This window comes from Microbispora sp. CA-135349 (assembly GCF_050947365.1).
Taxonomy (GTDB): Bacteria; Actinomycetota; Actinomycetes; order Streptosporangiales; family Streptosporangiaceae; genus Microbispora.
This window is the reverse complement of sequence record NZ_CP192001.1, coordinates 6,234,806-6,254,258: the sequence shown is the minus strand read 5'-3', so window position 1 is coordinate 6,254,258 and position 19,453 is coordinate 6,234,806. Positions and strand designations below refer to the sequence as shown.

The window sequence follows — 19,453 nt, the reverse complement described above, 5'->3', positions numbered from 1 at the left end:
CCGTCTCCGCGGCCGTCCCCATGCCCGTGCCCATGACCATGCCCGTGCCCATGCCCGTGCCCATGTCCGTGCCCATGTCCGTGCCCGGCCTGTTCCTGGCTCATGGCATCCACGATGCACCGGAAAAGCCGCCGCAGCATCTCGACAAGAGCGCGTGCGGCGCAGGTGCGAACGCCCCGCACCTGCCCCTGTGACGGAACACCGCCCGCGGATGTTCCGGAGTCAGGCCCGCGCGTCGCCGCTGGGGCCGGCCCGCCCCGCCGGCTCACGGACATCCCGCAGAAGGGCCTCGCTGCGGCTCACGAGATGAGGCAGGCCGAGCCGCCGGTGGGCGTCGCGCGCGGCCTCCGCGTGCGCCACAGCGGCGGGTACGTCGCCGATCCGGTGCAGGAGCCCGGCGACCACGTCGTGGAGCGTCCCCCACGACAGGCATCCGGTGCCCATCGTCATCAGCTGCCCCGCGATCGGCCGCAGCTCGGCGAGCAGCTCGCCGGGATCGGGCCGGCCGAGCTCGGCGGCGACCAGGGCCCACTGCCAGGCGACGAACTGCCACGTCCAGTCGCGTGGCCGTACGGCGCCCCAGCGGTCGATCAGGCGATGGGCCAGCTCGTGGTCGCCCGCCTTCAGCGCGGCGAGGACGGCCGTGGGCCGCGCGATCATGTTGGAGTCGTCGGCCGCGGCCTCGACCAGCTCCGTCAGCAGCGGGCTGGGCCGTCCCTGGCACCAGTCGGCGTAGAACGCGTAGATCAGCTTGAGGACGTCCGGCCCCCACAGGCTGGTGCGGCGGTAACTGCCGGTGCCGAGGGCCGCCTGCCGGTCCATCTCCGCCCAGTCGCCCGCCAGCATCGCCCGTCCGGCCGCGGCGTACGCGACCTGCGTCTCGATCTCCGGCATCCGCACTTCCGCGGTGAGCCGCAGGCAGCGGGCCAGCTCCGCGTCGTAGTCGGCGAGCATGCCCGCTTTCAGGAACTTGGGCATGCGGTGCAGGCGGGCGACGATCTCGGTGGCCCTGGGCAGGCCGGGGAGTCCCAGCATCTCCTCGGCCGCCCGGTAACGCTCCTCCTCGTGCTCGGGCGTCCAGGCCGCGATGACGAAGTTGTTCAGCGTGCGGGCCAGCAGCAGGGGGTCGCCGGTGCGCCGGGCCAGTTCCACGGCTTCCAGGGCGTGGCGGCGGCCCTCCTCGCGCCGGTCGCCGTAGTACAGCTCGACACCGAGCGTGCCGAGCAGCTCCGCGCGGGTGCGAACGGCGTCCGGGCCGAGCCGGGAGAGCCGGTCCTCCAGCACGGTCACCATGCGCTGGTCCACCACGCCGTACGAGCGCCAGTTCCACAGGGTGACGCCGCCGAAGACGGTGGCCGCCTCGATGACGGCGGCGTCGTCGCCGATGCCGGTCGCGAGCGTCACGGCCTCGTCCAGGGCGCCGCGCGCGCCCTCCACGTCGCCCGTCACCCGCCGGGCCTTGCCGAGACCGATCAGCAGGGCGCAGCGGGTGGCCGCCGGTCCGGCGGCGCAGGCGTCGAGGGCCTGCTCCCAGTGCAGGACGGCCTCGTCGTAGGCGAGCCTGGCCGTGGCCTGCTCGGCCGCCTCCACGGCGTACGAGACCGCCTTGTCCGCGTAGCCGACCCGCGCGGCCAGCCCGAAGTGGTGGGCGAGCGCGGGCAGCCGGGAGCCGGGCTCGCCCCGTCGAAGGCTCTCGATGGCCTCGCCCACCCGGCCGTGGAGCTGCGCCCGCTGTCTGCGGCTCAGGCCGGAATACAACGCCTCCTGCACCAGCGCGTGGGAGAAGCGGTAGTCCCAGCCGCCGTCCACCTCGACCAGCAGTCCGGTGGCGACGGCCGGTTCGAGCAGCATCATCACCCGGGCGCCGCCGACCCCGGTCGCGGTCTCCAGCACGTCGGCGTCCACGTCCCTGCCGATCACGGCGGCGGCCCGCAGCAGGGTCTGGGAGTCCTCCGGCAGCCGTGACACCCGCTGGTTGATCACGTCGCGCACGCCGTCGGGCACGGCGAGCGCGAGCACGTCCGCCGTGCCCACGCGGCCGTCGGCGTGGGTGCTGGTCAACAGGCGCAGCAGCTCGCCCAGGAAGAACGGGTTGCCGCCGGTCCTGTCGCGCAGCGCGGCGGCGAGCTCGGGCCCGGGGCCGGCCCATCCCGCCTCGCGCAGGTAGTCGGCGATCTGCTCCGGGGTGAGCGGGGCGACGGTCATCCGTTCGGTGCCGCGCTGGCGGGTCAGCTCGCCGAGCGCCTCGGTCAGCGACTGCCTGGCGACCACGGGCTCCGGCCGTACGGTGGCGAGCACCAGCAGCGGGACACGGTGCAGGTCGGCGCCGAGGAAGGTGAGCAGCTTCAGCGAGGCGGCGTCGGCCCAGTGCAGGTCCTCCACCACGATCAGGACCGGAGCGGTGGAGGCCCGCCGCGTCAGCGCCCGTGCCACGCTGTCGTGCAGCAGGAACCGGGCGGTGTCGGGGTCGGCGGTGTCCGTGTGGTCGCCGTCCGAGAGGCGGTGAGCGAGCCGGGCGAGAGCGCCGTCCTCCCCGGCGCTGCCGGTCGCCGGAGCCGGGTCCGTCACCGGAGCTCGGCCGGGTCCGAGAGCCTGATCCGGTTCCGCTGCCGGGTGATGCGCGGCCCGGTCCGTCTCCAGCGCGTTGAGCGCCTGGATCCAGGGCCAGAACGCGGGGGCGCCGCTGCCCTCGACGCACCTGCTCCAGGCCACCGCGGCTCCGCGCTCGGCCGCCATGCTCGCGGCGGCCTCGGCGAGGCGGGTCTTGCCGATGCCGGACTCGCCGCTCACCAGGAACACCCCGCCGGCGCCGCGGCGCAGGTCGTCGAGCCGTCCGGCGATCCGGCGCAGGTGCGGCTCGCGTCCGACCAGGCCCCGCCCCAGCGGGCCCTGTCCCAGCGAGCCCTGTTCCGGTAGCCCTCGCACGGCCGCGTCGCCGGTGCTCTCGTCATCGGCGTTCCCGCCTGCCCGGCCGCCCTCCGTGGGAGCCCCCTCATGCCCCGTGCCCGGCTCCGGCGGCACGGCGATCACAGGGGTCCACGCGGCCGCCAGAGACTCGTCCTGGGCGAGGATGGCCTGCTCCAGCCGCCGCAGTTCGGGGCTCGGGTCGAGGCCCAGTTCGTCGCCGAGCAGTGTGCGGCAGCGCTGGTAGGCGGCCAGGGCCTCGGCCTGCCTGCGCTCCCGGTAGAGGGCCCGCATGAGCAGCGCCCACAGGCCCTCGCGGTAGGGGTCCTGTTCGAGCAGGCGCTCGACCTCGACCGTCACCTCGGCCGCCCGTCCCAGCGCGAGCAACGCCTCGGCGCGGACGGTCAGCGCGGCCAGACGGGTCTCGTTCAGGCGGGCGACGGTGGACCGGGCGAACGGCTCGTCGGCCAGGTCGGCCAGCGGTTCGCCCCGCCACAGCGCCAGCGCGGGGCCCAGAACGCGCTCGGTCTCCTCGGGGCGGCCCGCGGCCAGGGCGGCGCGCGCGGTCTCGGCCGCCCGGCCGAACCGCTCCGCGTCGACCTGATCCGGCTCGATGTCCAGCAGGTAGCCGGGCTCCCGCGTACGCAGGACCCGGGCCGGGGAGCGCGGACTGCGCCGGGGTTCGAGCGTCCTGCGCAGGTGTGAGATGTACGCCTGGAGCGTTCCCGTGGCGCTGGAGGGCGGCTCGTCCCGCCAGAGCCGGTCGATGAGCTGGTCGAGCGGCACGACGTGGGGCGCGTTCAGCAGCAGGAGCGCCAGCACGGCGCGCTGCTTGCGGGGCCCGAGATCGAGGATCGTGCCGGTGCCGTCGGCGACCTCCAGCGTGCCGAGGAGGCGGAAGTCCAGGGTGGGACCCCGACGGACGTCCAGGCCCTGGCGCGGCGCGGCCGACTGCGCGCCGTCGATGCCCGTACGCATCACAACTCCCGAACGAGCCAGGCGGCCCAGGGCCGGATTTCTGGCTCATCATACGCGTATGTCCGCTCCTTCCCGCGAGGGAAAACGCGGTCACTTCCGTCGGTGAAGCCGGCGCTTCTCAGCAGGGCGGGCACACCCCCGTCCCCGGGGCGGGGGAGGAACCACACGACGCGTACGCCGTCCGCGCGCAGCTCCATGAGCAGGTCGTCGAGCAGGCGGCGGCCGAGCCCCCGGCCGCGGTGGGGGACGGCCACGGCGAGCGCGTGCAGCAGGGCCCACCGCGCGTGCACCGGCGCTCCGGTCTCCCGTGATGCCCCGGTCTCTCGTGATGCCCCGGTCTCCAGCAGCGCGGCGGCGAGCGGGGCGGCGGCGGCCGGACGGGCGATGTCGGTCAGCACGTAGAGGCGGCACCGGGCGGCCGGCGCCTCGCGCAGGGCGTGTTCCAGCGCCGGGCCGATGATCCGGGCTCCCGGTGCGCCGGCATGCGCAGGCACCTCGCGCAGCAGCAGCGTGCCGGGCGGCGCGGCGTCCCGCGCGGGGCCGATCGGGGCGTCCTCCGGGGGGCGGGGCCGGGCAGGCGGCTTGGTGTCCGGTTGGACCCCCGGCTGGGCCTCCGGCCGGGCGCCGCAGGCCGCGGCGTCGCGCGGAGGATCGGCCCGGCCCGGCTGCCCTGCGTACGGCGGCTGGCGCTTCTTCGACGGCGGCGACATCGTCCCAGCGTGCGGGGACTGTCTTGGACACCCCTAGGACGTCTCTAGGAGTCCTTTCGAACATCCCGCGGGCTCCGGCCCGACAGGCGCAAGCGAACACCAAGACCCCGATGCGACAACTGTCTCCGTCACAGACGACGACATCCGACATCCGAAGGACGGACGGACATGCACAGCATCATCGAAGACGCGCTGCGGGGACAGGTCGCGGGCGGGGTCCTGGTAGCGGGGCAGGACGGGTTCGAGGAGGAGGCCGCCGGGTTCAACCTCGCCGTGCGCCACCGGCCCGCCGTGATCGTCGCGGCGCGGGACGCCTCGGACGTCGCCGCGGCCGTACGGCTCGCCGCCGCGCACGGGCTGCCCGTGGCCGTGCAGTCGACCGGCCACGGCGCCGTGCAGGCGGCCGACGGCGCCGTGCTGATCAGCACCCGCGCCATGCGGGAGGTCGTGGTGGACGCCGCGGCCCGCACCGCCACCGTCGCGGCCGGCTGCACGTGGGGCGACGTCATCGCCGCCGCGGCGCCGTACGGCCTGGCTCCGCTGTGCGGCTCGGCGACCGGCGTCGGCGTGGTCGGCTTCACGCTCGGCGGCGGCATCGGGCCGATCGCGCGGACCTTCGGGTTCGCGGCCGACCACGTGCGGGAGCTCACCGTCGTCACCGGGGACGGCGTGGTCCGCACCGCCGACGCGGTCAGCGAGCCCGACCTGTTCTGGGCGCTGCGCGGCGGCAAGGCCGGATTCGGCGTCGTCACCTCGATCACGGTGGACCTGCTCCCGCTCACCGGCCTGTACGGCGGCGGCCTGTTCTACGCGGCCGAGGACGCCGGGCGGGTCCTGCACGCCTACCGGAGCTGGACCGGCACGCTACCGGAGACCGTCACCACCTCGGTCGCGCTGCTGCGCCTGCCCCCGCTGCCCGAGCTGCCGCCGCAGCTCAGCGGCAAATTCGTGGTCCACCTGCGGGTGGCCCACGTGGGGGAGGGGCAGGAGGCCGAGGCGCTGCTGGCCCCCATGCGGGCCGTGGCCGAGCCGGTGCTCGACGCCGTCGGGCCCCTGCCGTACGCGGCGATCGACTCCATCCACCAGGACCCGACCCACCCCATGCCGGTCGCCGAACGGGGCGGGCTGCTGCGCGAGCTGACCGCCGAGACCGTCGACGCGCTGCTCGCGGTCGCCGGCCCGGCCGCGCCGGTTCCGCTGGCCGTGGTCGAGCTGCGCCAGCTCGGCGGCGCGCTCGCCCGCCGGCCCAAGGAGCCGAACGCCGTGGGCGGGCGCGACGCCGCCTTCACGCTGCTGGCCATCGGCGCACCGGTGCCCGAGTTGATGGACACGGCCGTCCCCGCCGCCGTACAGGCCGTGATCGAGGCACTCGCGCCCTGGTCGACCGGCGGCGCGCTGATCAACTTCCAGGGCGGCGCCCTGGCTCCCGAGCAGATCTCCCGGGCCTGGCCGGAGGAGACGCTGCGGCGGCTCGCGAAGCTGCGCGATGTCTACGACCCGGCGAACCTGTTCCGTTTCGGCCACGTCGTCCCCCGCCAGGGCTGAGCATGGCCTCATGAACGATGCCCGTGTGCTCGGTGTCGACGCGTGCGGGGCGGGCTGGGTCGGGGTGGTCCCGCCCGCCGGTCCCCGGGACGGAGGGACGGCGCGCGCCTACTTCGCGACCCGCGTCGCGGACCTGGTCGCCCGGGCGGACGCGGACGGCGAGGTCGCCGTCGTGGCCGTGGACATGCCGATCGGCCTGCCCGACGGCGGCCCCGGCGGTCTTCGGGGCCGGGGCCGCCGCCGGGCCGACGTCCTGGCGCGCGCGGAGCTCGGCCCCCGGTGGCGGTCGGTGTTCATGACCCCGGTGCGCGCCGCGCTCGAGGCGGACGACTACGCCTCGGCCGTGGCCGTCAACCGCCGCCTGGCCGGCGAGGGCGTTTCCCGCCAGGCGTACGGGCTCAGAAGGAAACTGCTGGAGGTGGAGCGCTGGACGCGGGAGTCGGGCAGGCGCGTCGTGGAGGTCCACCCCGAGCTGAGCTTCGCCCGGCTCGCCGGGGCGCCGCTCCCGCATCCGAAGACGACGTGGGCGGGCGCCGAGCGGCGGCGTGAACTGCTGGCGGCGGCGGGTGTCGTGCTCGCCGGCGACCTCGGCGGGGCCGGGGCGGTGGCGGGCGTGGACGACGTGCTCGACGCGGGCGCCGCCGCCTGGTCGGCCCTGCGGGTGGTGTCCGGGGAGGCGCGGCCCCTGCCCGATCCTCCCGAGGTCTTCTCCGACGGCATCCCCTGCGCCATCTGGGCCTGACCAAGACAGGCATGGGGCCGTACGCCGCGTCCCGGGGGATGCGGCGTACGGCGAGGGAAGCTCAGGCGAGGTGCTCGGCGAGCCGGTCGAAGAACTGGAGCCAGCCCGCCTTCGCGGCCTCGGCGTGCGCCTCGTCGGTGTTGTAGCCCTCCTGCGTGAAGCGCATCTCCGTACGGTCCCCGAGGCCGGTGAGCGTGACGGTCGCGACCGAGGCCACGGCGCCCTCCTGGTTGCCCGGGTCGCCGGTGGTGAACACCAGGCGCTCGGGCGCCGCGATCTCCCGGTAGACCCCGCCGAGAGGGGCCTTCGCGCCCTCCGGCGACACGAGGCACGCGTTCCACTCGCCGCCGGGACGCAGGTCCATGGTGATCAGCGAGACCGGGGTGGTGAAGCCGTGCGGGCCGAACCACCGGCTGAAGCGCTCGGGCTCGGTCCACGCCGCGAAGACGGCCTCACGGGGGGCGTCCAGGACGCGGGTGATGGTGTATTCGAGGTCGGGGGTGTTCGTCATCGTCATGCCCATCGTGGTCGGGGGTTCGGACGTACGTCTTCGCGGGGAGGGTCAGGAGAAGAGCCGGGACAGCCAGGACTGCCAGGCGGCCTCGGTGCGCTCCTGGCCGGCGCCCTCGGCGAAGACGTGGTGCCCGAGGACCACCACGTTCCCGCGCTCCGGCCCGGAGTGGATGAACCCGTAGAGCCCGTCGGCGGTCCGCACGCCGAGGAAGTCCGGCAGGCGCGCGTAGTCGACGACACCGTCCTCCTCCGGCAGCCCGTCCACCGCGATCCGAACGGGGTCGCCCTCGCGGACCGTATCGGCGAGGCCCAGCGCGCCCTTGATCGCCGTCCACGCCTCGCCGCGCTCCGGCGCGTGGGGATGGACGGCGCCGACGACCGTGACGGGCCGCCCGCGGAAGTGCGTCAGATACTGGGCGAGCTTGTGCAGGTACAGGTCCCATCCCGCGACCATCGCCTCGTACTCGGTCTCCCAGTCGTCGCCCAGGAAACCGTGCTGCACCAGCCGTAGGACCGTGCTGCCGTGGTCGCGTCCCTCGATGAGGTACTCGAACGCCATGAACGTGCCGTCGGGGTTGTCGTCGCCGCGGTACGCGAGCCGCTTGCCGGGCTCGTACGCGGTCACGGTGGAGCTCTCGCTGTTGCCGAACACGGTGAACCGGCCGCGGCCGCCCTCGACGGGCTCGATCTCGGTGCGCCCCATGAACCAGGAGTCCACGCCCGGGCCGGTCGCGATGGCCTCCCAGACCTGCTCGGGGGTCGCGTCCAGCTCGATTTCCTTGCGCAGCTCGAATTCGTGGGCCATCAGGTCTCCTCGTCGGATTGGGGGGAAGCCGTCCGGGGGACGGCGGGGTGGACGGCGACGACCAGGCGGTGCTCGCGCCCGCCTTCGGCCGAATCGTCGTGGTATTTGCTCACGAGCGCGGTCACGACGGCCGACAGTTCCTCGGCGAACGCGGCCCGGTCGGCGGCCGAGGCGAAGCGCACCCTGCCGTCGATGGCGAACGTCGCGAGCTTCCTGCGCGCCTGTGCCGCTCCGACGATCAGCGTTCCCACGTCGCGTACGAGCTGGGCGGCGAGCGCCAGCAGCCACCGTGCGGACAGCCGGTCGGGCGAGCGCGACGGATCGGGCGCGACCGACGCCAGCGCGGCGGGGGAGATCACGAACGACGCCGCCGACGCCCGCATGACCCGCTCGTTGACGTTGCCCTTACGGCGCTCCTCGACCAGCTCCACGAGGCCGTGCCGCTCCAGCGTCTTGAGGTGGTAGTTCACCTTCTGCCTCGGCAGCCCCACCTTGGCCGCCAGCATGGTCGCCGAGTTGGGCTCCGCCAGCTCGGCGAGCAACCGCGCCCGTATCGGATCCAGGGAGGCCTCCGCCGCCGCCGGATCCTCGATCACCGCCACGTCCTTCATGCCTCAAGGATGGCCTCCGAAAAACAATTTTGTCAAGACAAGCAGAGATGTCGGATGGGTATCGCACTTTGCCGGCGCGTGGTCCCCCGTGTCGCCGCGCTTGAGTGCCAAGTCCGCCTTATCCACTCATTACGCCTATAACGTTGTGCGATCAATCCGTCACGCGATGTAATCACATCGGCGATGGGCCGGACCTACTGGCTCCGAAGGAGTGAATATGACGTTCACAGCTATGAACCCCACGTCCATGGCGACCATGCTGGGGTACGGCGCTCAGCACCAGATCTCGCCCCTGCAGCATCTCGGTCAGCAGATCCCGGCGATGCAGCAGCAGGTGTCGCCGCTGGCGATGATCCAGCAGGAGGAGCAGATCCTCCCGCAGGAGCACCTGGTGAGCCCGGTGACCTTCTGGACCAAGGTCGCGCGGCACAGCGTGCGTTACGGCGCTCACGCGGCCCGCCAGATGCTGGAGGGGGTGCTCTACCAGCACCAGGTCAGGGAGCAGATCCAGCAGCAGGTTCAGCAGCAGGTTCTTCCGCCGCAGGTTCTGCAGGCCCTGCAGGCCATCCAGGCCCAGGCCCAGCAGATCCCGCAGGCCTACGGCCAGCCGTACGCCACCCAGGCGTACGCGCAGCACCCCGGCCAGCAGGCCCTGCAGCTCGGCATCCAGCCCGTCATGCCCCAGCACGTGCAGGCGGCGTACGGGCAGGCGGCGTACGGGCAGCAGGTCCCGCTGACCGCGCAGCCGCTGTCGCAGGCCTATGGCCAGTCGTATGGCCAGTCGTATGGCCAGCCGTACGGCCAGCTGCACCAGCAGGCCGGGCAGCAGGTCCCGGTGCCGGCCGGTGCCGTTCTCTGATCGGAGGAACACCGTGGAATCGATGGGTCCCGGGATGGGTGCGGTGACGCCCCCGGTCGTGGGGGTCGCTACGGGGCATCCGGCGCCGATCGCGCCTCTGCAGGCGCACTGCGCCGTGACGCTCCAGCGGCTGTACGGCTGGCTGCAGGCGTCACTCCCGCAGGCGCCCCAGGTCGCGGGGATCATCCCGCTGCTGGTGCAGGCGGTACAGCTGTACCGGACCGGGCGGTACGACGCGTGCCTGGCGCAGATCCAGTTCGCGCTCGGCGTCGTCAACCCCGGGCGGCCCGCGGTTCCACTGCTGTGACGTGATCATCTCGGTGGCCCGGACCGGTCGGCGGCCGGTCCGGGCCCCCGCCGTCCCGAGACCGGCGAATTGTGATGACAGAGCCCGAACCGCCTGCCGCGCCGCGACCGGGCGCGGCCGGCCACACCAGCCTGAGCTGGGGAGAGTCGGAGACGTTTTTGACTTGCTCCCTCGTTCAACGACCGGGAGTTCCCACCCTCGCGGGTGAGGTTTCCTGCTTCCTAGCCGACCGCCGAAGGGAGGACCCTTGCGGACTCACGTCAGCTCCACAGGCGGACACCGCTCGACCAGCGGCCAGGATGTTCGTGGCGGCGTTGACGTCCCGGTCGTGCCGGGTGCCGCAGCCCGGGCACGTCCAGTGCCGGGTGGAAAGCGACAGCGTGGCGAGCAGGTGCCCGCACGCGTTGCACGTCTTCGAGCTGGGGAACCAGCGGTCGATCACGACCAGGTGCCGCCCGGCACGCGCGGTCTTGTACTCCAGTTGGCGGTGGAACTCGCCCCACCCGCAATCGGAGATCGCCCGCGCCAGGCAGCGGTTGCGGACCATGCCGCGCACGTTCAGGTCCTCGATCGCGATCAGGTCGTGGTCGCGGACCAGTCGGGTGCTGGTGCGGTGCAGGAAGTCGGCGCGGGCGTCGCGGACCTTGGTGTGGGCGCGGGCGACCTTCGCCCTGGCCTTGGCCCGGTTGTTCGACCCACGCTGTTTGCGGGCCATACGCCGCTGGTAGCGGGCCAGGTTGCGGGCCTTGCGTTCCAGATGCTTCACGTTGGCGATCTTTTCCCCCGTCGAGTAGACCGCGAAGTCCTTCACCCCCAGGTCGACGCCGACCGCGCTGCCGGTCGGGGGAGCGTGCTCGGGCTCGTCCGAGGATCCGATCGCAAGCGAGGCGTACCAGCGGCCGTCGGGGTCGCGGGAGATCGTCACCCTGGTCGGGTCCAGGACGGCCAGATCGATTTCCGGCCAGGACCACACGAACTGCAGCGGGCTGCCCATCTTCGCCAGCCACAGCTGCCCGTTGTCCCAGCGGAACGCCGAGCGTGTGTAGGTGGCCGACTGGCGGCCGTGGCGGGAATTGAATCGCGGGTATTTGGCGCGTCCGGCGAAGAAGTTCGCGAACGCCATGTGCTGGCGCCGCAAAGCTTGCTGCAGGGGGACGCTGGAAACCTCGTACAGGAAGTCGTGGCCGCCGTCGCGTTTCAGCTGGCTCAGATACCGGTCGCTCTGTGCATAAGAGGTCGTCACGCCCTCGGCGCGATAGCGGGCGCGCCGCCAGGCCAGGACCGTGTTCCAGACCAGGCGCACGCAGCCGAACGTGCGGTTCAGCATCGCAGCTTGTCCGGGGGTGGGGTAGACGCGCACCTTGAACGCCGTACGCATGTTCGGATCGTAATTGCCCTTTGCTCGCTTGGTCAGCGAAAGGAGAAAGTCATGAACGCTTGGCGCTCTGGGCTGCCCCAGCTTCGCCGGGCCGCCCCTTGTGGGGTCCATATTCCTCCCGGCATTGAGGGACCGATTTTCCTCCGGAGGCTTCGGTGACCAGTAACGACAAGCCCAAGGACGGAAGCGAGGAGCCGCGCCCGGCGTCCCCGCGGGGGCGGCAGGCGTCCCGCCAGGCGCCGCAGCCGGTGCAGCCCCGGCCGCGGCGCTACATGGTGGCCGCGCTGCCCCAGCCGCATCCGGCCCCGCCGGCTCTCGACGGCGACACGGTGCGCAGGCTGCTGGAGGACGACCCCGAGGTGCGCGTGCTGCGCCGGTTGCGGGGAGCGGCGAGGAACCCGGGAGCTCAGGCGCCCGGGTTTCCGGCCGTGGTCGTGGCGGAGATGACCGCCGAGCACGTCGAGGCGCTGCGGCGGCAGTATCCGCAGCTCTACTTCGAGCGCGACCGGCTGCTCACCTACAGCGACGTGCCGCAGCCGCCGCGCAGGCGGCGGCCCGCCCCGGCGGTGGTGCCGCCGGGCGTGGAGAGCACGTTCGCCTTCCTGGTCAGGGACGCGGACGGCACACCGCTGCCCGGCGCGAGCGTCCTGGTGACCGGACACGGCTGGCCCGCGCAGACATCCACCGGGGCCGACGGGCGCGCGGTGGTCACGATGGTGGGGGAGACCCCCGACTCGATCACCGCGGTGGCGGTCCGGCCGCGCTCCGGCTACTGGAGCGTCCACATCGACCGCCCGGCCCTGTCCACGACCCGGGACAACCTGATCGAGCCGACGCGCCTGTCGGAGACCTTCGCCGGTTTCCCCGGCAAGCAGGTCTTCGGCTGGGGCCAGCAGGCGATGAACCTCGACCGCCTGCCGCCCACGCTGCGCGGCGCGGGGGTCAGGATCGCCATCATCGACTCCGGTGCCGACGTGCGGCACCCCGACCTGCGTGACCGCGTACGCGCCGGCGTCGACCTCGTCGACGGCGAGCCCGACGGCTGGTCCGTCGACGCCGCCTATCACGGATCCCACTGCGCGGCCGTGGTGTCGGGCGCGGACGACGGCCGCGGCGTCGTCGGCTTCGCCGTCGAGGCGGAGGTGCACGTCTGCAAGATCTTCCCGGGCGGGCGGTTCAGCGACCTCATCGAGGCGCTCGACTACTGCGTCGAGCAGCGGGTCGACGTCGTCAACCTGAGCCTGGCGAGCAGGCACCACTCCCCGCTCGTCGCCGCGAAGATCGAGCAGGCGCGCGAGGCGGGGGTGGCCTGCGTGGTGGCCGCCGGCAACGACGGGGGACCGGTCGGCTTCCCCGGCACCCTTCCCGGCGTGCTGACGGTCGCGGCCGTGGGCAAGGCCGACGCGTTCCCGCCCGGCACCGCGCACGAGGCCGAGATCCACGGGCCCATGACCGGCGACGGCTACTTCTCGCCGCGCTTCACCTGCCACGGCCCCGAGATCGACGTGTGCGCCCCCGGCGTGGCCGTCCTGTCGGCCGTGCCACCGGACGGGTACGCCGCGCTCGACGGCACCTCCATGGCCGCGCCGCACGTGGCCGGTCTCGCGGCCCTGGTGCTCGCCCACCACGGCGACTTCCAGGGCCCCTACGGCGCCAGGGACGCGCGGCGGGTCGACCACCTCTTCCACATCATCAAGTCGAGTTGCGTCCCGCTGAACCTCGGCGACCTCCACCGCAGCGGCGCGGGCATGCCGAACGCGCTGCGCGCCCTCGCGCCGGCCCTCGCGCAGATCACTCCCGAGCCGGTGGAGGCGGACGCGCTGCTCGGCGAGCTCACCGCCGAGATGACCGGCGCAGGACTGCTCGCGTCGAGTGCCTGGGGGACGGGCGGCTCCGGCCAGACGGGGCCGGGGGCGCAGCCGGGCACGGCGCCCCAGGCGGCGTACGGCACGGGCACCACGGCCAACGGACCGGTGCGCGGAGGTCTCGTCACCGGCGGCCCGCGCGGGCATGCCACGACGAGTGGCGGCGGCGTCCCGCCGGCCGAACAGGGCGGAGCGCCCGGGGGCGCGGGGACACGGCCCAAGCGAGGGGGATCGGCCGCCGCCCGGCCGTACTCCACGGGGCCCGCGGGCGGAGACCGGGCGCCCGGCGACGTCCCGGCCGGCCCCCGCACGGCGAACGGCACGCCCGCGGCCGGGACGGGCCCGGCCGCGCGCGAGCAGGCCGCGATGGCCTGGCTGACGGAGGAGATGCGGGCTGCGGGACTCCTCGGCGAGGACCCGGCCGACCCGGCGGAATGAGGCGGGCGGAATGAGGCCCGGAGGAATCAGGCCCGGAGGAATGAAAGACGTGCAGCCGGAGGCCCGGGAGCTCATGGCGGAGAGCCCCGGGCCCCGGCTCCTCGACGGTCTCAGTACGACTCGTAGGCGGGACCGGCGAGCTGGGCCACGTCCTCCGCGCCGTCCCCGATGAGCTTCGCCCCCAGGTCGGCGAGGGCCCGTCCGGCCGCCAGTTCGTCGCCGATCTCCGGCACGGGCCGGTCGGACGGGTTGCGGCGGGCTCGGCCGACGCTTTCGTGGCGTCGTCCCGCGGGCGTGTACAGCACGGCGGTCGCGGTGGTGACGTCGTCGTTGTCGTCCTCGTTCACGAAGATTTCGACGGTCCAGCGCTTGGATTCCATGTTGGACCACCTCCAGGATTCCAGCATCCCTCCCGGCCGCGCGACCCCGGCACCGGCCCCGGCACGAGCCCCGGCACGAGCCCCGGCACGAGCCCCGGCACGAGCCCCGGCACGAGGCGCGGGCCAGAGAAGGAGCGTCCATGTCCGGCCCGATCATCGTCGGCACCGACGGTTCGCCCGCCGCGACGGCCGCCGTGCGGTGGGCCGCGGACGACGCCGCCCGCCGCGGCTGCCCGCTGCGCTTCGTCTCCGTCGTGGATCACTGGGCGTACGGCATCCCGAAGTTCCCCGCCTCCGGCGGCGACCCGCTCACCGCGCACGCCGAGCGCGCGCTGTCCGCCGCGGAGGCGGTGGCGCGCGAGCGGCAGCCGGACGTGAGGATCAGTACGGAGATCATCGAGGGCATTCCCTCCCGGATCCTGCGGGACAAGGCCAAGGAGGCCGCCGAGATCGTGCTCGGCAGCAGGGGGCTCGGCGGCTTCGCCGGCATCGTCGTCGGCTCGGTCAGCACCCACGTCGCCGGTCACGCCCCCTGCCCGGTCGTCGTCGTACGGCCCGGCTGGAGCGGCGGCAGGCAGGAGATCGCGGTGGGTGTGGACGACTCGCCCGAATGCGAGCCCGCTCTGGCGTACGCCTTCGAGCAGGCCAGGGCGCACGGTGACGGGCTGAGGGCCGTGCACGCCTGGCAGTCGCCCGCCCATCCGCTCGCACCGGAGATCGCCTACAACGTGGAGGAGATGCGCGAGGCCGGTCAGCGCGTGACGCGGGAGAAGCCGGCGGAACTCCGGAGGCGGTATCCCGAGGTGCCGGTGCGCGAGGAGATCGTCTACGGGCACCCGGTCGACGCGCTCGTCCGGGCCTCGCGCGGGGCCGGCCTGCTCGTGGTCGGCTCCCACGGCCGGGGCGTGCTCGGCTCGGCGATGCTCGGCTCGGTCAGCAGGGGCGTGCTGCACCACGCCGAGTGCCCGGTCGCCGTCGTACGGTCCCCTTCGGCGCCTTGAGCCGCACGCACTCGGGCCCGCCCGCGTGCTGCGGACGGGCCCGGCGCGGGCCGCTTCAGCGCTGCTGCTCCCCGGCGGCCGGCTTCTCGATCGGGATTCGCCTGCGCTCCTCCCGTTCCTCGGCGAGCCGCACGCTCACCTCGAGGATTCCCTTGTCATAGGTGGCCCTCACGTCGTTCTCGTCCACGTTCGGCGGCAGCACGATCGACCGGGTGAAGGCTCCGTACCGGAACTCGCTGCGGTGCGCCTGCCGCTCCTCGTGGCGCCGTTCGGCGTGGATGGTCAGCACGCCGCTCGACACGCTGATCTCCACGTCCTTGTCCGGGTCGATTCCGGGCAGTTCGGCGCGCAGCACGTACCGGCCGTCCTTGACGTAGTCCTCGAGCCGCATCTGCTGCCCGGCCATCGGCCGCAGCGCCGCCATCGGCGCCTCCAGGAGGTCGAACAGGTCGGGCATGAGACCTCTTTCCCGCCGCATCGGAACGCTCATGTCTGTCACCTCCGTCCGGCAGACCTCATCATGAGAGAAGTACCCGGCATAAATCGGACAAATCACCACATCCGAGCCGCTGACGGGTTCGTGATGCAGGATGGTGATCATGCTGCCAGAACGGCTCTACCACGGCACCGGCCCCGGCCCGATCACTCCGGACGGGTGCGCGGTCGACTACTACGCGACGCTCACGCCCGGCGGCGAACCCGAGATCGTCCACCGGGCGTTCCTGCGGACCTGCCGCCGCCACGTCGCGCCGGACGGGTGGTCCGGATGACGAACGTGAGCAGGCCCGAGCCGGATCTGCTCGACGCGACGATGGAGTACGTGGTGGGAGACCGCCGGTGGACGCACACGTTCGTCAGCAGGCGCCGCACCGACGACCGGTTCGCGGAGTTGCTGCGCGAGGCCGGGCTCACGATGGAGGGCTTCCTCGGCGGCGATCGGAGATGGGTGCGGGCGGTGCCGGCATGACGCCGCCGGCCCGCGGCGAAGGGAGTGCCACATGAGGTTCGTACGCGAAGAAGAGATCAAGGCCACCCGGCCGGGACCGGACAGGTTCACCGACGGCGTGTGGGAGGCGGAGGCGCTGAAGGAGGTGCAGCCGGACGGCCTGCGCGCCCAGCGTTTCTCCTACGACCCGCAGGCCCGCTCGGGCTGGCACACCCACGACGGGGAGCAGGCGCTGTACGTGCTGTCGGGACGCGGGGTGGTGACGCGCTGGGGGGAGAGCGAGGGCACCCTCATCGGGCCGGGCGACTGGGTCCACGTGCAGCCGGGTGAGAAGCACTGGCACGGCGCCGTCGCCGACGACACGCTGGTGCACATCGCCGTCACGGCCAACGGCAAGACGCACTGGCACGGGCCGGTGACCGACGAGGAGTACCGCGCCGGCCTGGGCTGAGCGGCGGCCGGGCGGCTTCGGCCGCCATCGGGGCGGTGCCGAACGGCCCGAAAGTCCCGGCGGGAGGTGTTTCGACGGGCGCCGGCCGGTGAGAACAGCCCGGATGAACGCGCGATTCGACTACCCGGAGCCGCCCGCCCCGGCCTTCCTCTTCGATCTCGACGGCACGTTGATCGACAGCGTCTACCAGCACGTCATCGCCTGGCGCACCGCCCTTCGCGGGGTCGGCATCGACCTGTCGGTGTGGCGCATCCACCGCAGGATCGGCATGAGCGGCGGCCTGCTCGTCAACGCGCTGCTGCGGGAGACCGGCGTCTCGCTGAGCGACGAGCAGATCGAGGACCTGCAGCAGGCGCACGCCGAGGCGTACCTGGAGCAGATCGACTCGGTGCGCCCGCTGCCGGGCGCGATCGAGCTGCTGAAACGGCTGTCCGGCAACGACGTCCGCTGGGCGATCGCGACCAGCAGCCGTGCCGACACCGCCCGGCACGCGCTGGACATGCTCGGGCTGCCGCCCGATGTGCCGCTCGTCCATCGCGACCAGGTGCGCCGGGCCAAACCGGACCCGGACCTGTTCCTCGCGGGCGCCGCGCTGCTGGACGTCGAGCCGAGGTTCACCATGGCCGTAGGCGACAGTGTGTGGGATCTGCTGGCCGCACGGCGTGCGGACGCGCTGGGCGTCGGGCTGCTGTCCGGCGGCTACGGCAGGGACGAGCTGGAGCGCGCCGGCGCCTACCGCGTGTACGCCGATCCCGCGGAGCTGCTGACGCGGCTCGACGAGGTCGGCGTACGGATCGGTTCCTGACGCGGCTCAGCCGGTGACGATGACGAGGCCGGCGCGGGAACGCACGTCGTGGCGGGCGTAGAAGCGCTGCTCCTGCTCGGCCCAGCGCCGCCAGTGGGGCGCGTACAGCTCGCCGTCGCGGGCGAGCGCCCGCGCCCTGCGGACCTCCTCACCGGCCTCCAGCCACACCAGCCCGCTGAGGTACGGCCCCGCCTCGCGGGCGCCGCAGCCCACGCCCTCGATCACGACGGCGTCCGCTCCGGGCACCTCGTGCCATTCGGCGTACCGGCCCCGCGTCCAGTCGTAGCGCCGCCAGCGTGCCCGGTTTCCGCGGCCCAGGGGACGCAGCACCCATTCCAGCAGGGCGTCCACCCCTGCCTGCAGGCCGTCCCAGCCGTCGTACAGGTCGTCCATGCGGACGACCGGCGCGGTGAGCGTCGCGGCCACGGCGGCGGCCAGCGTCGACTTGCCCGCGCCCGAGCGTCCCTCGACGGCCAGCACGCGGGTGCCGGGCGCGCGGGCGGGCCGCGTACGCAGCCAGCGTGCGACGGCGGCGGCATCGGGGGTCACGCGGGCCGAGCCTAATGCCGGGGGCTGACTCCCGCTATGGACAGGCCGAGCAGCCGCTGTGCGTCGGCGGCGGGGTCCGGGTGGTGTTCCATGGCCAGGGCGATGCCGGTGATCAGGGCGAGCAGGTCGCCGATGGTCACGCCCGGGGCCAGCGCGCCGTCGTCCGCGGCGCGGCGCACCAGCGGGCCGCCCGCCTCGGTGAGCTGCGCCGAGCAACAGTGCTCGTGCACCACGTCGGGGTCGTCCGCCCGGTCCCGGGTCAGCGCGGTGGCCAGCCCCCGGATGGTCGCGGCGTCCGCGAGGACGGCGCTCAGCCATTCCAGCAGCGCGGCCCGGGTGTCGGCCCTGCCGGTCAGGTCGCGGGCGTGGGCGCACAGGGTCTCGACCCGTTCGCGGAAGACCGCCTCAAGCAGTGCGTGGCGGCTGGGAAAGTGCCGGCGGAGGGTGGCGGATCCGACTCCCGCGGTGCGGGCGATCTGCTCCATGGACGCGTCGGGGCCGTCCACGGCGATCGCCTCCTTGGCCACGGCGAGCAGGCGCGCGTAGTTGCGCCGGGCGTCCGCACGCTGGACGGGCATGGTGTCACCTCATCGATTGCTAAGTGGCGGGGCCCGCCGTATTGTACCGAAGCATAAACGGCGGGCCCCGCCGTTTCTCGTGCGCTCGCCACAGGAGGGCCTCATGGCAATCGATTCCGCACCCGTTCTGGTCACGGGCGCCACCGGACAGCAGGGGGGTGCCACCGCCCGTGCCCTGCTGGCGAACGGCGTGCCCGTCCGGGCACTGGTCCGCGACCCCGCGACGGAACGAGCGAGGGCGGTCGAAGCGCTCGGCGCCGAGCTGGTCACCGGCGACCTCCTCGACCGTGACTCCGTGATCAGGGCCGCGCGAGGAGCCCGGGCCGTCTTCTCGGTGCAGATGCCGGCGTTGCGGGAAGGCGCCTTCGACTTCGAGGGCGAGCTGGTCCAGGCCGTCAACCTTGTCGAAGGCGCGCTGGCCGCAGGCGTTCCGCAGCTCGTGCACACGTCCGCCTCTGGAGCGGGTCGGCACAGCGAGGCGCCCGGCTGGGCCGAAGGCCGCTGGGCGTCGCTGGAGCCGGTCCTCGGCGCCAAGGCCGCCGCCCAGGATCGCGTGCGTGAGGCGGGCTTCACGCACTGGACGATCATCAAGCCGGGCTTCTTCATGGAGAACTTCCTCCCGTCCGCGGCGTACCTGCTGCCCCGCGGCGTCGAGGGGGGCATCGTGACCGTGCTGAAGCCCGGCACCCGGCTCTCCCTCGTCGCGGTTCGCGACATCGGCGCCGCGGCCGCCGCGGCCTTCGCGGAGCCGGGGCGGTTCCACGGCGTAGAACTGGAACTGGCCAGTGACCACCTGACGATGAGAGAGATCGCCGCGGTCCTCTCCCGGGCTCTGGGCACCGAGCTGACCGCGCCCGACATGACCGTGGAGGAGGCGGTCGCCGCGGGGATGCCGGGCTACGGCGCCGCTGTACACGAATTCATCGACGTGGTCGGTCAGCCCGCCCGTCCGGAGTACGCGCGGGCCCTCGGCATCCCGCTCACGAGCTTCGAGGACTGGGCGCACGGACACATGCGGGCCGCGGCCTGACACTTCCCGGGAACGGCCGGGGGCGTCGGAGCGGCCCGGAGGGGTCCGTCCGATCCCT

General features: G+C 73.5%; 22 protein-coding genes. 12 read left to right on the top strand and 10 right to left on the bottom strand.

The annotated features are described in order from the left end of the window. The first annotated feature begins 32 nt into the window (after positions 1-32). Positions 33-194 carry a hypothetical protein gene (locus ACQPZZ_RS28680; protein WP_432924144.1) on the top strand — a complete coding sequence of 54 codons (162 nt, stop codon included), beginning with the start codon at positions 33-35 and terminating at the stop codon, positions 192-194. 28 nt (positions 195-222) lie between these two features. Here ACQPZZ_RS28680 and ACQPZZ_RS28675 read toward each other — a convergent pair whose 3' ends face one another. Together ACQPZZ_RS28675 and ACQPZZ_RS28670 are read right to left on the bottom strand one after the other, a co-directional pair. After that, a complete protein-coding gene (locus ACQPZZ_RS28675; protein WP_432924142.1) occupies positions 223-3,882 on the bottom strand; it encodes an ATP-binding protein in 3,660 nt (1,219 codons plus the stop codon). Further along, the gene (locus ACQPZZ_RS28670; RefSeq protein ID WP_432924140.1) at positions 3,882-4,592 is read right to left on the bottom strand and encodes a GNAT family N-acetyltransferase; all 711 of its coding nucleotides are present in this window, start codon (positions 4,590-4,592) and stop codon (positions 3,882-3,884) included. The genes ACQPZZ_RS28675 and ACQPZZ_RS28670 overlap by 1 nt, the downstream gene beginning before the upstream one ends. A gap of 168 nt (positions 4,593-4,760) precedes the next feature. Between ACQPZZ_RS28670 and ACQPZZ_RS28665 the strand changes: the two genes are divergently transcribed. Further along, positions 4,761-6,137, top strand: a complete 1,377-nt coding sequence (locus ACQPZZ_RS28665) for an FAD-binding oxidoreductase (protein WP_432924138.1) — start codon at positions 4,761-4,763, stop codon at positions 6,135-6,137. A gap of 10 nt (positions 6,138-6,147) precedes the next feature. After that, entirely contained in the window at positions 6,148-6,879 is a 732-nt protein-coding gene (locus tag ACQPZZ_RS28660) for a DUF429 domain-containing protein (protein WP_363646728.1), read from the top strand. 61 nt (positions 6,880-6,940) lie between these two features. Here the strand turns inward: ACQPZZ_RS28660 and ACQPZZ_RS28655 are convergent, their stop codons facing one another. Genes ACQPZZ_RS28655 through ACQPZZ_RS28645 form a run of 3 tightly spaced genes read right to left on the bottom strand, consistent with a single transcriptional unit; the run spans position 6,941 to position 8,808 of the window. Next, a complete protein-coding gene (locus ACQPZZ_RS28655) occupies positions 6,941-7,396 on the bottom strand; it encodes an SRPBCC family protein (RefSeq protein ID WP_432924136.1) in 456 nt (151 codons plus the stop codon). Positions 7,397-7,441: 45 nt separating this feature from the next. After that, positions 7,442-8,197: an SRPBCC family protein gene (locus ACQPZZ_RS28650; protein WP_432924134.1), complete on the bottom strand. Its 756-nt coding sequence runs from the start codon at positions 8,195-8,197 to the stop codon at positions 7,442-7,444. Beyond that, a complete protein-coding gene (locus ACQPZZ_RS28645; RefSeq protein ID WP_363646731.1) occupies positions 8,197-8,808 on the bottom strand; it encodes an ArsR/SmtB family transcription factor in 612 nt (203 codons plus the stop codon). The genes ACQPZZ_RS28650 and ACQPZZ_RS28645 overlap by 1 nt, the downstream gene beginning before the upstream one ends. Before the next feature lie 217 nt (positions 8,809-9,025). On the opposite strand from ACQPZZ_RS28645, the gene ACQPZZ_RS28640 reads away from it, so the two are divergent. Both ACQPZZ_RS28640 and ACQPZZ_RS28635 read left to right on the top strand, forming a co-directional pair. Beyond that, positions 9,026-9,667, top strand: coding sequence for a hypothetical protein (locus ACQPZZ_RS28640; RefSeq protein WP_432924131.1), 642 nt, complete (start codon positions 9,026-9,028; stop codon positions 9,665-9,667). Positions 9,668-9,689: 22 nt separating this feature from the next. Then, positions 9,690-9,974: a hypothetical protein gene (locus ACQPZZ_RS28635; protein ID WP_363646733.1), complete on the top strand. Its 285-nt coding sequence runs from the start codon at positions 9,690-9,692 to the stop codon at positions 9,972-9,974. A gap of 175 nt (positions 9,975-10,149) precedes the next feature. Here ACQPZZ_RS28635 and ACQPZZ_RS28630 read toward each other — a convergent pair whose 3' ends face one another. Further along, the gene (locus ACQPZZ_RS28630; protein WP_432924129.1) at positions 10,150-11,352 is read right to left on the bottom strand and encodes an RNA-guided endonuclease InsQ/TnpB family protein; all 1,203 of its coding nucleotides are present in this window, start codon (positions 11,350-11,352) and stop codon (positions 10,150-10,152) included. Between the two features lie 155 nt (positions 11,353-11,507). On the opposite strand from ACQPZZ_RS28630, the gene ACQPZZ_RS28625 reads away from it, so the two are divergent. Beyond that, a complete protein-coding gene (locus ACQPZZ_RS28625; RefSeq protein ID WP_432924127.1) occupies positions 11,508-13,655 on the top strand; it encodes a S8 family serine peptidase in 2,148 nt (715 codons plus the stop codon). Positions 13,656-13,765: 110 nt separating this feature from the next. Here the strand turns inward: ACQPZZ_RS28625 and ACQPZZ_RS28620 are convergent, their stop codons facing one another. Beyond that, a complete protein-coding gene (locus ACQPZZ_RS28620) occupies positions 13,766-14,035 on the bottom strand; it encodes a DUF1876 domain-containing protein (protein ID WP_139580661.1) in 270 nt (89 codons plus the stop codon). Positions 14,036-14,175: 140 nt separating this feature from the next. Between ACQPZZ_RS28620 and ACQPZZ_RS28615 the strand changes: the two genes are divergently transcribed. Then, positions 14,176-15,036, top strand: a complete 861-nt coding sequence (locus ACQPZZ_RS28615; protein ID WP_432924125.1) for a universal stress protein — start codon at positions 14,176-14,178, stop codon at positions 15,034-15,036. 55 nt (positions 15,037-15,091) lie between these two features. Here ACQPZZ_RS28615 and ACQPZZ_RS28610 read toward each other — a convergent pair whose 3' ends face one another. Beyond that, positions 15,092-15,526, bottom strand: a complete 435-nt coding sequence (locus tag ACQPZZ_RS28610) for an Hsp20/alpha crystallin family protein (RefSeq protein WP_432924123.1) — start codon at positions 15,524-15,526, stop codon at positions 15,092-15,094. 109 nt (positions 15,527-15,635) lie between these two features. On the opposite strand from ACQPZZ_RS28610, the gene ACQPZZ_RS28605 reads away from it, so the two are divergent. The 4 genes from ACQPZZ_RS28605 (at position 15,636) to ACQPZZ_RS28590 (ending at position 17,238) form a co-directional block, all read left to right on the top strand. Then, positions 15,636-15,806, top strand: coding sequence for a hypothetical protein (locus ACQPZZ_RS28605; RefSeq protein ID WP_432924121.1), 171 nt, complete (start codon positions 15,636-15,638; stop codon positions 15,804-15,806). Continuing rightward, positions 15,803-16,003, top strand: coding sequence for a hypothetical protein (locus tag ACQPZZ_RS28600; RefSeq protein ID WP_432924119.1), 201 nt, complete (start codon positions 15,803-15,805; stop codon positions 16,001-16,003). The genes ACQPZZ_RS28605 and ACQPZZ_RS28600 overlap by 4 nt, the downstream gene beginning before the upstream one ends. 31 nt (positions 16,004-16,034) lie before the next feature. Then, entirely contained in the window at positions 16,035-16,433 is a 399-nt protein-coding gene (locus ACQPZZ_RS28595) for a cupin domain-containing protein (protein WP_432924117.1), read from the top strand. Positions 16,434-16,536: 103 nt separating this feature from the next. Next, positions 16,537-17,238, top strand: a complete 702-nt coding sequence (locus ACQPZZ_RS28590) for an HAD family hydrolase (RefSeq protein ID WP_432924115.1) — start codon at positions 16,537-16,539, stop codon at positions 17,236-17,238. A 6-nt stretch (positions 17,239-17,244) separates the two neighbouring features. Here ACQPZZ_RS28590 and ACQPZZ_RS28585 read toward each other — a convergent pair whose 3' ends face one another. Both ACQPZZ_RS28585 and ACQPZZ_RS28580 read right to left on the bottom strand, forming a co-directional pair. Then, positions 17,245-17,787 (bottom strand): hypothetical protein, encoded by a 543-nt coding sequence (locus ACQPZZ_RS28585; RefSeq protein ID WP_432924113.1) that lies wholly within the window; start codon positions 17,785-17,787, stop codon positions 17,245-17,247. 11 nt (positions 17,788-17,798) lie between these two features. After that, entirely contained in the window at positions 17,799-18,365 is a 567-nt protein-coding gene (locus ACQPZZ_RS28580) for a TetR/AcrR family transcriptional regulator (protein ID WP_432924111.1), read from the bottom strand. Between the two features lie 103 nt (positions 18,366-18,468). On the opposite strand from ACQPZZ_RS28580, the gene ACQPZZ_RS28575 reads away from it, so the two are divergent. Next, positions 18,469-19,395: an NmrA family NAD(P)-binding protein gene (locus tag ACQPZZ_RS28575; protein WP_432924109.1), complete on the top strand. Its 927-nt coding sequence runs from the start codon at positions 18,469-18,471 to the stop codon at positions 19,393-19,395. The last annotated feature ends 58 nt before the right edge of the window (positions 19,396-19,453 follow it).

Coding starts and splice junctions, on each gene's coding strand:
- ACQPZZ_RS28665 (WP_432924138.1), top strand. CDS start 4,761: ATGCACAGCATCATCGAAGACGCGCTGCGGGGACAGGTCGCGGGCGGG.
- ACQPZZ_RS28600 (WP_432924119.1), top strand. CDS start 15,803: ATGACGAACGTGAGCAGGCCCGAGCCGGATCTGCTCGACGCGACGATG.
- ACQPZZ_RS28590 (WP_432924115.1), top strand. CDS start 16,537: ATGAACGCGCGATTCGACTACCCGGAGCCGCCCGCCCCGGCCTTCCTC.
- ACQPZZ_RS28680 (WP_432924144.1), top strand. CDS start 33: ATGACCATGCCCGTGCCCATGCCCGTGCCCATGTCCGTGCCCATGTCC.
- ACQPZZ_RS28610 (WP_432924123.1), bottom strand. CDS start 15,526: ATGAGCGTTCCGATGCGGCGGGAAAGAGGTCTCATGCCCGACCTGTTC.
- ACQPZZ_RS28595 (WP_432924117.1), top strand. CDS start 16,035: ATGAGGTTCGTACGCGAAGAAGAGATCAAGGCCACCCGGCCGGGACCG.
- ACQPZZ_RS28660 (WP_363646728.1), top strand. CDS start 6,148: ATGAACGATGCCCGTGTGCTCGGTGTCGACGCGTGCGGGGCGGGCTGG.
- ACQPZZ_RS28650 (WP_432924134.1), bottom strand. CDS start 8,197: ATGGCCCACGAATTCGAGCTGCGCAAGGAAATCGAGCTGGACGCGACC.
- ACQPZZ_RS28670 (WP_432924140.1), bottom strand. CDS start 4,592: ATGTCGCCGCCGTCGAAGAAGCGCCAGCCGCCGTACGCAGGGCAGCCG.
- ACQPZZ_RS28635 (WP_363646733.1), top strand. CDS start 9,690: ATGGGTCCCGGGATGGGTGCGGTGACGCCCCCGGTCGTGGGGGTCGCT.
- ACQPZZ_RS28675 (WP_432924142.1), bottom strand. CDS start 3,882: ATGCGTACGGGCATCGACGGCGCGCAGTCGGCCGCGCCGCGCCAGGGC.
- ACQPZZ_RS28620 (WP_139580661.1), bottom strand. CDS start 14,035: ATGGAATCCAAGCGCTGGACCGTCGAAATCTTCGTGAACGAGGACGAC.
- ACQPZZ_RS28655 (WP_432924136.1), bottom strand. CDS start 7,396: ATGACGATGACGAACACCCCCGACCTCGAATACACCATCACCCGCGTC.
- ACQPZZ_RS28615 (WP_432924125.1), top strand. CDS start 14,176: ATGTCCGGCCCGATCATCGTCGGCACCGACGGTTCGCCCGCCGCGACG.
- ACQPZZ_RS28645 (WP_363646731.1), bottom strand. CDS start 8,808: ATGAAGGACGTGGCGGTGATCGAGGATCCGGCGGCGGCGGAGGCCTCC.
- ACQPZZ_RS28630 (WP_432924129.1), bottom strand. CDS start 11,352: ATGCGTACGGCGTTCAAGGTGCGCGTCTACCCCACCCCCGGACAAGCT.
- ACQPZZ_RS28640 (WP_432924131.1), top strand. CDS start 9,026: ATGACGTTCACAGCTATGAACCCCACGTCCATGGCGACCATGCTGGGG.
- ACQPZZ_RS28575 (WP_432924109.1), top strand. CDS start 18,469: ATGGCAATCGATTCCGCACCCGTTCTGGTCACGGGCGCCACCGGACAG.
- ACQPZZ_RS28605 (WP_432924121.1), top strand. CDS start 15,636: ATGCTGCCAGAACGGCTCTACCACGGCACCGGCCCCGGCCCGATCACT.
- ACQPZZ_RS28580 (WP_432924111.1), bottom strand. CDS start 18,365: ATGCCCGTCCAGCGTGCGGACGCCCGGCGCAACTACGCGCGCCTGCTC.